Consider the following 13,901-nt stretch of genomic DNA (forward strand, 5'->3'; position numbering starts at 1 on the left):
TTAATGGCAAGAAGCTTTCCTAGTCAGGTGAATGAAATTCATGCACGTGTAGCAGTCCTCAACAGATTTACGGAATTAGGTCGACCACTTACCCAAGTTACGCCTTAAATTTGGCTCAATTAGGGGCGCTTTGTATTTCAAATCTTTGTGCAACAAAGCCGTTACAAATTGCTATGTATATAGTCAATAACTTGGGTAGAATAGCTTCAATTTTAAAATTTAAAAATAATCTCTGGGAAAACGTGTGCGACACTTTCAACTAGCTGCTTTATTGGCATGTGGCATTGCTACTACAGGGTGTGCAGTCACCTCTGGTTTACAAACATATGACTTACCTAGCGAAGGCGTTTTTCAAACCGACCTCGGTACGACAGTCAATGTCATAAAACTCACTCAAGATTCTATGATGGCTGTTCAGCCTGCTGTACAGAATATTCAACAACAATATGCCCATCTGTTTAATACACAGCATCGTAACTACAATCTGAGTTCAGGTGATATTTTATCGATTTACTTATGGGCTTATCCTGAACTCACATCTCCAACTAATATTAGTAGTGATCAGTCTGCTCAAGCGAATGGTTTCCAAATCGATTCCGAAGGCTATATTCAGTTTCCAATTATTGGCCGTTATAAAGCCGCAGGAAAATCACTGACCCAAGTCAATCGTGAATTACGTAGTCAACTATCACGTTACCTAAAAAATCCGGATGTGATTGCGCGAGTATTGTCTTATCAAGGTCAACGTTATTCGGTTCAAGGTAATGTTCTGAAAGGCGGTCAATTCTATTTAAGCGATCAACCTGTTAGTGTTTATACTGCTTTAGGGATGGCAGGCGGTGTAAATGCACAGCAAGGAGATAATTCTTCTATTACCTTAGTACGCCAAGGACGCTCATATAGTCTGAACACTGTAGAGCTAGAAAAAGCTGGCCTCTCACTACATAATCTGCTGATTCAGCCCAATGACACCTTATATGTCAATAATCGTGAAAATCAGAAAATTTATGTGATGGGTGAATCCGGAAAAAATCAGTCATTACCTATACGTGATCAAGGCATGAGTCTGAGTGATGTATTAGGAGAAAGTCTGGGCTTAAATCCACTTTCTGCCAGTCGCAGTAAAGTTTATATCGTTAGAAGTCAGCCGAATGCACTTCACACTGAAGTCTACCAGATGGACTTGACCAGCATTGCGGACTTTGGTCTTGCTAATCAGTTTAAAATGCGCAGCAACGATATTGTTTATGTGGATGCATCTGGTTTGGCACGCTGGCAACGTGTAGTGAATCAGGTTATTCCATTCTCAAATGCTTTATATAATTTTGAACGTTTGGGGAACTAATGAAAATTAAAAATATTTTGGTGGTTTGTATTGGCAATATTTGTCGTAGCCCCATGGCAGAATACTTTTTAAAACAGCAATATCCGCATTTACAGATTGAGTCTGCGGGTATTGCGGGTGTGGTTGGACATGCAGCCGATGAAAAAGCCAGTCTATGCATGCAACGCTTTGAGATTGATATGAGTGCGCATATTGCAAAAAAACTCAATGCTGAGCTGATTAAAAAAGCTGACCTAGTTCTTGTGATGAGTCAGAATCAGCAAAAACATATCGAACAGACCTGGCCATTTGCCAAAGGTAAAACCTTTAGACTGGGGCATTGGCAAAGTAAAAATATTGCCGATCCATATCAGCATGATCAAACATTTTTTGATGACACCTGTCAATTAATTCAAGACTGTATTGCTGACTGGAAAAAATATATTTAATTTTTTTAATATTTTCACTTTTTTGATATTTAAATTATGAGTCAAACCGCCAACACCGAAGACACCATTGACTTAAAGGAATTGTTTTTTTCCTTGATTGCGCAATGGAAACTGATTGCCCTGTGCATTATTTTAAGCTTGATCTGTGCCTTACTGTATTTAAGAACCACACCGGATACCTATTCAGTAGATGCCATGGTACAAGTCGAAGACAGTAAAGGGACTTCGGCTGCATTATTGGGTGATTTATCCGGTATGATCGAGCAAAAATCCCCTGCTCAAGCCGAAATTGAAATTTTAAAATCGCGTTTGGTGCTCGGCGAAGTCATCAATCATTTAAATTTAAATATTCGCATATCTGGTACAGAAGATAGTTTCTGGAACCGGTTAATGGCCAAACATAAGTACAGCACCGAATACTCAAAAAAATCAGTATTATTTAAAGATAATCAGAATAGCTTTGATGTTCGCCAGTTTGATATCCCACAATATTTCCAGGATAAAAACTTAATTTTAAGTTTTAAAGAAGGTAAATATAGCCTGAGTGATGAGACAACTGAACAGGTGGTTTTTTCTGCGCCTCTAAACCAGATCAGTCAATCCTCATCTGAATACGGCCTTTGGAAAGTAGGTGTTTTTAGTCAAGACCGTTTCGATGCCGCTTATAATATCCGAAAGCAAAGCTTGCCTGCTGCGATGCAGACTTTGACCAGTAACTACTCAGTGGCTGAGAAAGGCAAGATGAGCGGTGTATTAGGTCTTAACTATCAAGGCGAAGATACGCAGCACATTACTCAAGTCCTGAATGCCATTCTAGCTGCTTATAGCCAACAGAATATTGAACGTCGATCTGCAGAAACTGCGCAGACACTTAAATTCCTGGAAAATCAATTACCGGAACTAAAACAACAGCTTGATGTTGCAGAGCGTGAATTCAACCGCTTCCGCCAACAAGCAAATACAGTGGATGTTACCAAAGAATCGGAATTATATTTAACCCAAAGCATTACTTTAGAGACACAAAAAATCCAGCTGGAGCAGCAGGTTGCAGAAGCTTCATCCAAATATATGGATGAACATCCGATGATGCAGCAAATGAATGCACAACTCGCTGCAATCAATAAAAAAATTGCAGAGCTAGATGGGACTTTAAAACGTTTACCTGAACTACAGCGCCAGTACTTACAATTGTTCCGTGAGGTTGAAGTAAAACAGCAGCTGTATACAGGCTTACTCAATTCATACCAGCAACTTCGTATTGCCAAAGCCGGTGAAATTGGCAATGTTCGTATCGTCGATACAGCAGTTGAGCCGATTAAACCGATTGCACCCAAAAAATTACAAATTCTGATTTTATCGATTTTTCTGGGAGGATTCCTCGGTACATTATTAGCACTGTTACGTAATATGATGCGTTCAGGCATTAAAGATGCTGCTCAGATTGAAAATGAGCTGGATCTGCCAGTGTATGCCACCGTACCGCGTTCTTTAATTCAAGAAAGTTATATCAACCTGCTGAAAAAGAAAAAGAATATTCCTATTCTTGCGGTTAAAGACAGCGGTGATATTGCGATTGAAAGCCTGCGCAGTATGCGCACCGCAATTCACTTTGCCTTAATGAATGCCAGCAATAATGTGATTGCATTGTCAGGCCCTGCCCCTGAGATTGGGAAATCTTTTATTACTGTTAACCTTGCAACCATTTTGGCGCAAGGTGGAAAACGGGTACTCGTCATTGATGGTGATATGCGTCGTGGTTATTTGCATAAATATTTCAATGCAGAGCTAAGCCCTGGCTTAGCAGAACTGTTAAATCTTCAAAATAGCTATGAAGATATTGTCCAAAACTCGACTGTAGAAAACCTGTTCTTTGTTACTCGCGGCAAGAGTCCAGTCAATCCGTCTGAACTGTTAAGTACCGATAAATTCAAGGCTTTCCTGGATCAGGCATCTGCTCATTTTGATCACATCTTAATTGATACTCCGCCAGTACTTGCTGTGACTGATGGTATTATTATTGCGCAATATGCAGGGGTCAATTTATTGATTGCCCGTCATGCTCAGACGCAAATCAAAGAGCTTGAAATTACGGTGAATCGTTTTGAACAGGCCAATGTAAAAGTCAATGGCGTGATTCTGAATGATGTACAAAAAGGTGCAGCGGGTAGCTATGGTTATAATTATGCCTATGCCTATACTGCACATAAAGATAATGACTAATCTATTCTAAACTCGACTTTCACACTCTGTCTGAGCAGGGTGTGAAATTATCCTTCCTTACATTTATTGCAAATGATTGTTGTTGAAAAAATCAACTAAAAAACCTATCGTGGTTATAGTTTAAAAGTCCTGAGAATATACAAGAATGTTATCCAAAACACTGCTCGCTACCTTGGCATTAAGTTCTTCCCTCGCCTTTGCACAAGGCATCGTTTTAAATGACCAAAACTTACGTACCGATTTAAACTGGCTCAATCAGCAGGGTGTTATTCAAATAAGCACGTCGACTTGGCCCATCAGTGGTGATGAAATCCAACGTGCTCTTGCTCAAGCTAAAATCAACAATAATACTCAGCAAAAAGTCATTGATACTGTATGGGCACATTTGAATGCCAATAACCAGTCGCTCAAAGCATCCTTATTTGCAGAAACTGATCAAAAGAATATTCCTCAAGCCTTTGGCGATCAGCAAAAAACGCAATATCAGGCAGGTATCGAGCTAAATGCGGGTAACGAGAACTGGGATGCCAGAATTCGTGTGAATGCAGAAAAAGATCTACAGATTGACAATGATCAAGATTTGAATCTTGAAGGCTCATATATCGCTGGAAAATTATGGAATCAATGGTTGATTGCTGGACAGATCCCGACCTACTGGGGTCCTGCACATGATGGCAGTTTAATTCGTGGTGATGCCAGCCGCCCTGTCTATGGCGTGACGATGCAGCGTGCCGAACAGAATGCTTTTGCAAACAAATGGTTGGCTTGGATTGGACCTTGGCAATATCAAGCTTTTGCAGGGCAGTTGCAGGATTATGATGCTGTGCCTGATGCCAAACTGATTGGCTTACGTGTCACTGCACAACCCTTGCCTTATTTAGAACTGGGTGCATCGCGTGCTATGCAATGGGGTGGTGAAGGTCGGCCTGAAAGCCTGAGCTCACTTTGGGATGCTTTTGTTGGCAATAAAGACAATGGTGGTACAGGTGAACCTGATCCATCAAATCAAATTGCCGGTTTTGATGCACGCTTAAATCTACATCCCCTCGTGCAAGTCCCGATGGGTATCTATGCGCAATATGTCGGTGAAGACGAAGCAGGCGGCTTGCCGGCTAAAAAAATGTATTTGGCTGGAGTCGATTATTCATCAAGTTATAACAATATGCCTTTCCAACTGTATACCGAATGGGCAGACACTCGTACCAACGGCAAGGTACAGGGCATTTCCTATAACCACCATGTCTACACTGATGGTTTTTACCAACATGGCTATCCTCTAGCGCATGCCATGGGTGGTGATGGCCAAATGCTGTCTGTAGGTGGTGATATTCGTCTTGATTCTTTAAATCGACTCAATGCACGAGTATTATTAGCTGAACTCAATAAATCCAATCGAGCCACCAATCTGGCGTTTCCGCAGCAAGATGAATTAAAAGCACTAGATCTAACCTGGACACATTATCTACGCCCAGACATTCCACTTAAACTGAATGGGTGGGTGGGTGACTCTGAGGTATACGGTAACGATGGCGGTGTATCAATTGGTATCGAATTCCCCTTAGAAAAGGGTTTATTTTCTTACTAAGACCTATTCAACACTTAAGTGCGGATGATAGCGACAACTTTCCCATACCTCCCAAAATACTGATGAAACTGAAAATAAAAAAACCAGCACTTGCTGGTTTTTTTATTAAGTATCCGGGGCTTTGTTGCACAAACCTAGCATCAAAAGCTTATTCAGCAATATAATTTCAAAATGAATAAGCCTGCCTCTAAAATCTACCGTACAACCAATTGGTCATCCTATAACCGAGCCTTAATTAACCGAAGTAATATTTCCATTTGGTTTGATCCAAAGACTCAGTGGTATGCACAATCACAAGGCAAGCAAGGTCGAAATCAAACCTACTCCGATACAGCGATTCAATGCTGCTTAATGATCAAATTACTATTCCGACTCTCTTTACGTATGGTCACAGGTTTTGTTCAAAGTCTGATTAAACTCTCTGGATTAGATTGGACAGCTCCGGATTATTCCACCCTTTGTCGTAGACAAAAGCATATTGATATTGCGATTAGCTATCAAAAAAGTAGTGATGGACTGCATCTACTCGTAGACTCTACTGGTTTGAAGTTTCTTGGTGAAGGTGAATGGAAACGCAAGAAACATGGGGCTGAATATCGTCGCCAATGGCGTAAGCTTCACATTGCTATAGATGCTAAAACCCTGCAAATACGTGCAGTACAACTCACCACAAATAATGTCAGTGATTCTCAAGTACTCGAAGATTTACTTGCTCAAATTCCCTTGGATGAACCAATTGATTCTGTTTATACAGATGGTGCTTATGACACAAAGCACTGCCGACAAGTCATTTTAGATCGAGATGCACATGCGATCATTCCACCTAGAAAGAATGCAAAGCCTTGGAAGGATCAGCAAGCGAGGTCTATAGAGCGGAACGAATTATTAAAGACAGTCAAACGGCTAGGCAGATCGCTTTGGAAAAAGTGGTCTGGTTATCACCGTCGAAGTTTGGTTGAAACCAAGATGCATTGCATCAAATTATTAGGCGATAAATTAACAGCGCGGAGTTTTCCAAGTCAGGTGAATGAGATCCATGCACGCATGGCAGTCTTGAATAAATTCACAGAATTAGGTCGCCCTCATACCCAAGTTGTCTCTTAAATTTGAGTAGCTTAAGGGAACTCAGCCTTTCAAACCTTTATGCAACAAAGCCGAATTCTGGTGGCATTATTCCGCAATATGTTCCGTTCTGGAGTGAAAGATAGTAGCCAAATAGAATACCAACTGGATCTTCCCGTCTATGCCAATATTGCACACTCCCCTGTTCAGAAACCGGGACTGAAACTGCTGAAAAAGAAAAAACTGCCGTTCTTATTAGCCCTTAAACATAGTGATGATATGGCGATCGAAAGCTTGCGCAGCATCCGGACAGCAAGCCATAATGTGGTTCCGTTAATTAGACCACTCAATTCAGTTTTATAAGTGATAAATCCGCTCTAAATATTTAAATTATGCTGCCATTACTTTTAGTAAATGTTGATCATAAAATTCATCCGGTGTTGCCTTATTCAAACTTGAATGAGGACGTATCATGTTATAAAAATCCAAATATTCAGCAATTGATTGTTTCGCTTGTTTAACCGTATCGTAAGCCTTCAAATAGACTTCCTCATGCTTCACGCTGCGCCATAAACGCTCAATCATTACATTATCCATCCATCGTCCTTTCCCATCCATACTGATACGGATATTTCGCAATTTTAACTCATTCAAAAATGCCTCGCTTGTGAATTGACTGCCTTGGTCTGTATTAAACACCTCTGGACAACCATATTTCACAATTGCTTCTTGCAACGCATCTATGCAAAAGTCTGTTTCCATACTGATCGATACTCGATGAGCCAGTACTTTACGACTATGCCAATCTATAATTGTACACAGATAGACAAAGCCTTTAGCCATAGGAATGTACGTGATATCTGTACACCAGACTTGATTAGAGTGATCGATGACCATGTTTTTCAACAGATATGGGAAAATACGGTGTGCAAGATTAGGCTTACTGGTATTGGGTTTTGGATACAAGGCATGTATTCCCATCAAGCGCATTAAACGTCGGACTTTACGCCGACCTATTTGATGCCCTTGACGCTGTAGCATATCTCGTATCATTCGACTGCCCATAAATGGGTAGTCGAGATGAATTTCATCGATCAGACGCATCAAACTCAAATCAGTTGATGAAATCTCTTTGGTCTTGTAATACAACGTACTGCGATTGATTTGAATCAATTGCGATTGTTGTCGTACCGAAAGTTGATGGGTCTTATCGATCATTTTTTGCCGCTCAGCTGCCCTATTTTTCTGAGCGCACCTTCTAAAAAATCAATTTGCAATGCCTGATGTCCTATCTTGGCATGTAGAGCTTTGAGGTCAATCTCTGGTTCTTGTTGTGCTGTTGGTCGTGAAAAAATATTGACTGATTGCTCAAGCAGTTGATTTTTCCAATCGATGATTTGGTTTTGATGTAAATCGAATTGAGTAGAAAGCTCAGCGAGTGTGTGGTCGCCTTTAATTGCTGCGAGAGCAACTTTAACTTTAAACTCTGCTGAATGATTACGACGTTTTCTTCGTGTCATGGTTGACTCCAAAAACAAGCATTTCCCATGCTTATTGGGGAGTAGATTATCACTTATAGGCGTGGTCTAAAATCCTAGAACCACATCACCATTTCGCTCTGTCTCAGGCCAAAAATAATATTATTATGATCTCGGGTCCAGCACCTAGAGTTGGAAAATCATTTGTTTCCAGCAATCTGGCAGTCATCATGGCAGAAAAACATAAACGCGTATTGATCATTGATGCGGACTTGCGTCGTGGTCATATACACAAATATTTTGATTTGGATAATCAATATGGATTAACTGAATACCTGAATGAGCAAATTACCTTGGAACAGATGGTGCAAAGCACCAATGTAGCAAACCTCAGCGTCATCACCTGTGGTGAAAATCCAGTCAATCCATCCGAACTTCTCAATTCGGTACGGTTTCAGGAATTACTGCAACACCTGACGCCACACTATGATCATATTATAATTGATACGCCTCCTGTCCTGGCGGTCACGGATGCGATCATCGTGTCCCGATATGTCGGACTCAATCTGGTGGTGGCCCGCTATGCAAAAACACAAATGAAGGAATTGGCACTGACAGTGAACCGTTTTAAACAAGCGGGGAGTACCGTAAATGGCTTCATCCTGAATGATATCCAGCGTTCAGCAGGTGGTAGTTATAGCTATGATTATACTTATAGCTATAAAACCAAAACAAAAACCAGTTGATCTTTTTGAATAAAAAAACCAGCCATTGCTGGTTTTTTTATTTTTTTAAAGCTCTACCAAACTGCGATATTTGCTTGCTAAAAAACCACCCATTCTGCAAGATTTCTCAAAATTTTCTGCTAAGATGGAATGAACCTCAACGATAACATTAGATTGGAATAATACATGAGCAAGGCCTTACCGATTGCTGTCGCTGTTCTTCTAGGCGGTGCCGCGCTAGTACCTGTTTACTATGCAACTCAAAACCCAGCTGCTCAAACGACTAAAGCATCTAAAGATGCCTCTGCTGTTTCTAAAATCAGCTATGCTCTCGGTTATGAAGTGGCTCATCAAACCCCACCTGAACTCGATATTAATAGCTTTGTGACAGGCGTACGTGAAGGACATGCGCGTACTGAACCGGCGTACACTGAAGAAGAATTACAGGCAGCTTACGAACAGTTCCAGAAAGAAATGCAGCAAAAGCAACTCGATAGCACTAAACAGGCACAAGCATCGAGTGACAGTTTCCTGACCGAAAATGCCAAAAAAGCGGGTGTAAAAACCACAGCTTCCGGTTTGCAATACCTAGTGACCAAAGAAGGCACGGGCAAACAGCCGGCTGCTTCTTCAATCGTGAAAGTCCATTACACCGGCAAACTGGTGGATGGTACTGTATTTGACAGTTCGGTTGAACGTGGCGAGCCGATTGAGTTTCCACTCAATCAAGTGATTCCAGGCTGGACTGAAGGTCTGCAACTGATGAAAGAAGGCGGTAAAGCGACCCTGTATATCCCATCTCAACTTGGTTATGGTGAACAAGGCGTGCCAGGGACGATTCCTCCACACAGTACTTTGATTTTTGATGTGGAACTCATTGAAGTCAAATAATCTATAAATAAGGAGAGCAATGCGCTCTCCTTTATTTTGAGAATAAATATGAAAATACAAATAAGCTTGATGGTTTTACTGCTAAGTTCTGGCAATCTGCTTGCCAAAGATGTGACCAATAAAAGCCCGGAAGCTGAACAGGTCGGTTATAGCTTTGGTTATCTGATGGGGAAAAGTAATGCCGACTCTTTGCAAGGGATTGATCTGGATGCTTTCAGTGCCGGTTTAAAAGCTGCTGCTGCCGGAAAACAATCCACTTTAACTGAAGAAGACATGGCTCGAGTGCTGACTCAGTTTAAACGTCAAAGTGAAGCCAAAGAGCTGATTGAATTAAAACAAAAAGCTGAAGAAAATACCAAAATCGGTCAGGCTTTTCTGACAGAAAATGCCAAAAAAGCAGGGATAAAAACGACTAAATCTGGCCTGCAATATCAGATTCTTCAGCAAGGCAAAGGCAAATCGCCAAAAGCCGATAGCAATGTCCGCGTACATTATGAAGGCCGTTTGATTGATGGTACGGTTTTTGATAGTTCAATTGCCCGCAATCAGCCTGTGGTCTTCCGTACCACCCAAGTGATTACCGGTTGGACTGAAGGCCTGCAACTGATGAAAGAAGGTGCCAAATACCGCTTCTTCATTCCTGCAGAACTGGCCTATGGACAAATTGGTTCAGGTGATGTGATTGAGCCAAACAGTACCTTAATTTTTGATGTGGAATTACTGGAAATTATGAAGTAATCAATACTGTTTTTTTAAATACTCAATCAGAGAGGCGCGATAGCGGCCTCTCTTTTTTATATGGATGAAGCATAATTAATCGAATGTTTTCATGTCACATTCAGATCAGTTTTGCTATGTTATATGTTAATTAAACGGTTCAACAAGAATAGAGGACGTCAGCATGGCAGCAATCAAGACCCGTGAAATTCATTATACTGCGCCGGATGGTAGCGTATTGATTGGCTATTTTGCCGCTCCAGAAACAGATGCACCCCTTGCAGGTGTGCTGGTCGCACCAGAATGGTGGGGTCGTAATGAATATACCGAACAGCGCGCTCGCGAACTTGCAGAACATGGCTATGCGGCCTTGGCGATTGACATGTATGGTGACAAAAAAGTGACCACCCATTCTGATCAGGCCTACCAGTGGATGATGCAGACCTTTGAAGATCCGGACACCATCGTTGATCGTGCGACAGCAGCTTTAAATACCTTGGCAGCACAGGATGAAGTCAATGCAGAGAAACTTGCTGCCATCGGTTTTTGTTACGGCGGTAAAGTGGTGCTGGATCTGGCGCGTGCCAATGCCCCTTTAAAAGCAGTGACCACCTTCCACGGGACACTTACTGCCAAAGCACCGGCTCAAGAAGGTCAGGTTCAGGCCGAAATACTAGTCTTGCACGGTGAGCTAGACAGCATGGTCACCTTAGATGATGTCGCCAGTTTCCGTGAAGAAATGCATGCGGCCAACGTCGAGCATGAGGTGATTGTCTTTGAAGATGCAAAACATGGCTTTAGCAACCCGCTCGCCGACGAACGGGCCAAAGCCAATGGCGTGGATCTTGGTTACAATGCTGAAGCGGAACAAAAAAGCTTGGCGGCGATGTATGCCTTATTGGAACGTCATTTGGCTTAAATAGATATAAGTGCTCGACTTGAAATCAAGCTGAGCACTTTAAAGAATCATTGAAGAAAAGAACGATAAATCCTACCAGAGGAGAATGCTGACTATGGCTGAAACCAACTGCCCTTACTGTAACTATGACGAATATGATGTCATTGCCAAAAATGATTATGGTGTAGTGCTGCCTGAACCGAATTCATTATCCGAAGGTCACTGTGTAGTGATTCCACTCCGGCATGTGGCTTCATTTTTTGAAGTGACGGACAAAGAACGTAAAAGCCTGATGTCTTTGCTCGAACAGGCACGTAATGAGCTCAATTTACGTTACCAGCCCGCCGGTTTCCATGTCGGTTTTATTGATGGCGAAGTGTTTCAGGAAAAGGTCGAACATCTGCATATTCATATTATTCCGCGCTATAAAGACAAAGTATTGAAGCTGGATGAACGTTGGGGGATTAGCGACTAAATCTTTGCTGTTTTAAAATAAATGCTCTTCGGAGCATTTATTGTTTGTGTTATTAAGCCGATATCCATACACACTACTCCGCAGTTTTTATCTACTTTTCACATTTCAGGCCTGCCGATTCCGCTATAATGGCTGCTGCTTATTCAGTTGCTATTTATCCATGTTTGTATTTTCAGATGCCCTGTTAGAATGGTTTGATGTGCATGGTCGTCATGACTTGCCCTGGCAGGTGACAGATGATCCCTACAAAGTCTGGGTCTCTGAAATCATGTTGCAACAAACCCAGGTCAAAACTGTGCTGCAATATTATGAACGCTTTATTCAGCGTTTTCCCACTGTACAGGACTTGGGTCAAGCCTCTTGGGATGAGGTTGCACCTTACTGGGCAGGACTGGGCTATTATGCCCGTGCCCGTAACCTGCACAAAGCTGCCGGCATGGTGACAGCACAGCAGCAGTTTCCTCAAACCCTGGAACAATGGATTGCCTTGCCAGGGATCGGCCGTTCCACCGCTGGTGCCTTAATGTCACTGGGTTTACGCCAATACGGCGTGATTATGGATGGCAATGTCAAACGGGTGTTGTCACGTTTTTTCGCGATTGAAGATGATCTGTCCAAACCCATTCATGAACGTGCTTTATGGCAACTGGCTGAAGAATTATGTCCGGTCGAACGTAATCATGACTATACCCAGGCGATTATGGATCTCGGGGCTACGGTCTGCACTCCGAAAAAACCTCTGTGCCTATATTGTCCGATGCAGCAACATTGCAAAGCGCATCAGCAGGGTCTGGAAAATGAATTACCATTCAAGAAAGCCAAAAAACCGGTGCCAGTGCGCTCAGCACAAGTATTATTAATTCAGTCCGGTGAAGAATGGCTCTGGCAACAACGACCAAACAGTGGCCTGTGGGGCGGACTCTGGTGTTTGCCAATTATTGAAAATGCCCATGAATTCGAACAGCAATATCAGCAGCTTGGCCTGAAAAATATCCTCAAAAAAGTCCAGATCAGCCACAGTTTCACCCACTTCACCTGGCAGCTTGAAGCAACCGTTTTCGCAGTGGATCAGGATCAGCAGGAACATTTGGCGATTGAACTGCAAGGCAACTGGATGCGTCCAGAGACAGCCATTGATTGCGGTCTGCCGACAGCAATGAAAAAATTGATCTCTGCCGTTAACCTATGACATAGTCTGGACAAAGCATCATATCGATCAGCTCAGAATGAGCATTGCCAATATTTAAGGATGAATAACGTGCGCCAATACCTTGCTTTGACCTGGGTGGCTTTGATTGCCATATTACTGACCGCCTGTAGCAGTACACCGAAACAACCTTCTTCTGCACAGTTAAATCCGCTACTGGTACAAAAACTGCAAAATAAGCGAATGCCTTCTTCACTGCCCATCCCGGTGGCACGTGTACAGGCACGTGAATTACAGGATACCTGGGGTGCGTCGCGCAGTCGCGGACGTTTGCATGAGGGCATTGATATCATGGCTCCACGTGGAACCAAAGTCTTTAGTGCCACAGAAGGTCTGATTGCAGATTTACGCAATAACAATTTGGGTGGTAAAGTAGTCTGGATTCTCGGTCCGGGCGGTTCCTGGCATTATTATGCACATCTGGATGGACATAAACGCGGCCTGAAAGTAGGTGATGCTGTCAAAAAAGGCCAGCTCATCGGCTATGTGGGCAATAGCGGTAATGCCCGACATACTGCACCACATCTGCATTATGGTATTTATTTACAGGGCAAGGGGCGCGGTGTGGTCAACCCCTACCCCTATTTACGTTAATTTTAGGATATTTACATGTCAGAAATGTTGATCAACCGTCTGGTAGAATTTGCTGAATCAGGCAATCAACAAAAAATCGTACTGAATGGTCAAAGCTACCAGGGCTGGGTGATGGAAATTACCGAAGATGCGCTGCTGATCAGTACCGGTTATGCCGACAAAAGTGGTAAAGACATGTGGATTCAATTTAGCGATCTGGATCAGGCTGAACTGTCGTACTGGGACAATCAGCAAGATCAATGGGCTGTGTTTAAATTATAAAACTATAAAAATAAG

Annotated in this window: 13 protein-coding genes and 3 pseudogenes; 15 read left to right on the plus strand and 1 reads right to left on the minus strand. The window is 42.3% G+C overall.

The genetic code is table 11. The features are described 5' to 3' along the window. The 7 genes and pseudogenes from F890_RS18690 to F890_RS17035 form a co-directional block, all read left to right on the plus strand. Positions 1–108: pseudogene (locus tag F890_RS18690) on the plus strand (IS5/IS1182 family transposase); the annotation flags it as partial. 136 nt (positions 109–244) lie between these two features. Further along, positions 245–1,345 (plus strand): polysaccharide biosynthesis/export family protein, encoded by a 1,101-nt coding sequence (locus F890_RS17010; RefSeq protein WP_005268171.1) that lies wholly within the window; start codon positions 245–247, stop codon positions 1,343–1,345. Next, positions 1,345–1,773: a low molecular weight protein-tyrosine-phosphatase gene (locus F890_RS17015; protein WP_005268172.1), complete on the plus strand. Its 429-nt coding sequence runs from the start codon at positions 1,345–1,347 to the stop codon at positions 1,771–1,773. Before F890_RS17010 ends, F890_RS17015 begins: the two co-directional genes overlap by 1 nt. Positions 1,774–1,809: 36 nt before the next feature. Further along, positions 1,810–3,993, plus strand: a complete 2,184-nt coding sequence (locus tag F890_RS17020; RefSeq protein WP_005268173.1) for a polysaccharide biosynthesis tyrosine autokinase — start codon at positions 1,810–1,812, stop codon at positions 3,991–3,993. Positions 3,994–4,138: 145 nt separating this feature from the next. Beyond that, positions 4,139–5,578 carry a capsule assembly Wzi family protein gene (locus F890_RS17025; RefSeq protein ID WP_005268174.1) on the plus strand — a complete coding sequence of 480 codons (1,440 nt, stop codon included), beginning with the start codon at positions 4,139–4,141 and terminating at the stop codon, positions 5,576–5,578. A gap of 171 nt (positions 5,579–5,749) precedes the next feature. Then, the gene (locus F890_RS17030) at positions 5,750–6,682 is read left to right on the plus strand and encodes an IS5 family transposase (RefSeq protein WP_005268176.1); all 933 of its coding nucleotides are present in this window, start codon (positions 5,750–5,752) and stop codon (positions 6,680–6,682) included. 57 nt (positions 6,683–6,739) lie between these two features. After that, a pseudogene (locus tag F890_RS17035) lies at positions 6,740–6,961 on the plus strand (hypothetical protein); the annotation flags it as partial. A gap of 69 nt (positions 6,962–7,030) precedes the next feature. On the opposite strand, the gene F890_RS18405 reads toward F890_RS17035, so the two are convergent. After that, a protein-coding gene (locus tag F890_RS18405; RefSeq protein WP_122365482.1) for an IS3-like element ISAcsp5 family transposase occupies positions 7,031–8,160 on the minus strand; the annotation gives its coding sequence in 2 pieces (ribosomal slippage) (positions 7,031–7,908 and positions 7,908–8,160; 1,131 coding nt in all). Positions 8,161–8,249: 89 nt separating this feature from the next. On the opposite strand from F890_RS18405, the pseudogene F890_RS17050 reads away from it, so the two are divergent. The 8 genes and pseudogenes from F890_RS17050 to F890_RS17085 form a co-directional block, all read left to right on the plus strand. Continuing rightward, a pseudogene (locus tag F890_RS17050) lies at positions 8,250–8,864 on the plus strand (CpsD/CapB family tyrosine-protein kinase); the annotation flags it as partial. 165 nt (positions 8,865–9,029) lie between these two features. Further along, the gene (locus tag F890_RS17055) at positions 9,030–9,734 is read left to right on the plus strand and encodes a BamJ family beta-barrel-assembly machinery protein (protein WP_005094756.1); all 705 of its coding nucleotides are present in this window, start codon (positions 9,030–9,032) and stop codon (positions 9,732–9,734) included. Between the two features lie 48 nt (positions 9,735–9,782). Continuing rightward, on the plus strand, positions 9,783–10,472 hold the full coding sequence (locus tag F890_RS17060) for a BamJ family beta-barrel-assembly machinery protein (RefSeq protein ID WP_005268184.1): 690 nt from the start codon (positions 9,783–9,785) through the stop codon (positions 10,470–10,472). Between the two features lie 163 nt (positions 10,473–10,635). After that, positions 10,636–11,370 (plus strand): dienelactone hydrolase family protein, encoded by a 735-nt coding sequence (locus F890_RS17065; RefSeq protein WP_005268187.1) that lies wholly within the window; start codon positions 10,636–10,638, stop codon positions 11,368–11,370. Between the two features lie 94 nt (positions 11,371–11,464). Then, positions 11,465–11,824, plus strand: coding sequence for an HIT family protein (locus F890_RS17070; RefSeq protein WP_005268188.1), 360 nt, complete (start codon positions 11,465–11,467; stop codon positions 11,822–11,824). Positions 11,825–11,984: 160 nt separating this feature from the next. Next, positions 11,985–13,013 carry an A/G-specific adenine glycosylase gene (gene mutY / locus F890_RS17075; protein ID WP_005268189.1) on the plus strand — a complete coding sequence of 343 codons (1,029 nt, stop codon included), beginning with the start codon at positions 11,985–11,987 and terminating at the stop codon, positions 13,011–13,013. Between the two features lie 69 nt (positions 13,014–13,082). Beyond that, entirely contained in the window at positions 13,083–13,625 is a 543-nt protein-coding gene (locus tag F890_RS17080) for a M23 family metallopeptidase (protein ID WP_005173640.1), read from the plus strand. Positions 13,626–13,640: 15 nt separating this feature from the next. Beyond that, positions 13,641–13,886: a hypothetical protein gene (locus F890_RS17085; RefSeq protein ID WP_005268190.1), complete on the plus strand. Its 246-nt coding sequence runs from the start codon at positions 13,641–13,643 to the stop codon at positions 13,884–13,886. Positions 13,887–13,901 lie beyond the last annotated feature (15 nt).

Source organism: Acinetobacter sp. CIP 64.7 (genome assembly GCF_000369745.1).
In the GTDB taxonomy this organism is placed as follows: Bacteria; Pseudomonadota; Gammaproteobacteria; order Pseudomonadales; family Moraxellaceae; genus Acinetobacter; species Acinetobacter fasciculus.

Excerpts from the sequence above, each read along its gene's own strand:
- F890_RS17015 (WP_005268172.1), top strand. The coding sequence starts at position 1,345 with ATGAAAATTAAAAATATTTTGGTGGTTTGTATTGGCAATATTTGTCGT.
- F890_RS17020 (WP_005268173.1), top strand. The coding sequence starts at position 1,810 with ATGAGTCAAACCGCCAACACCGAAGACACCATTGACTTAAAGGAATTG.
- F890_RS17025 (WP_005268174.1), top strand. The coding sequence starts at position 4,139 with ATGTTATCCAAAACACTGCTCGCTACCTTGGCATTAAGTTCTTCCCTC.
- F890_RS17030 (WP_005268176.1), top strand. The coding sequence starts at position 5,750 with ATGAATAAGCCTGCCTCTAAAATCTACCGTACAACCAATTGGTCATCC.
- F890_RS17055 (WP_005094756.1), top strand. The coding sequence starts at position 9,030 with ATGAGCAAGGCCTTACCGATTGCTGTCGCTGTTCTTCTAGGCGGTGCC.
- F890_RS17060 (WP_005268184.1), top strand. The coding sequence starts at position 9,783 with ATGAAAATACAAATAAGCTTGATGGTTTTACTGCTAAGTTCTGGCAAT.
- F890_RS17065 (WP_005268187.1), top strand. The coding sequence starts at position 10,636 with ATGGCAGCAATCAAGACCCGTGAAATTCATTATACTGCGCCGGATGGT.
- F890_RS17070 (WP_005268188.1), top strand. The coding sequence starts at position 11,465 with ATGGCTGAAACCAACTGCCCTTACTGTAACTATGACGAATATGATGTC.
- mutY (WP_005268189.1), top strand. The coding sequence starts at position 11,985 with ATGTTTGTATTTTCAGATGCCCTGTTAGAATGGTTTGATGTGCATGGT.
- F890_RS17085 (WP_005268190.1), top strand. The coding sequence starts at position 13,641 with ATGTCAGAAATGTTGATCAACCGTCTGGTAGAATTTGCTGAATCAGGC.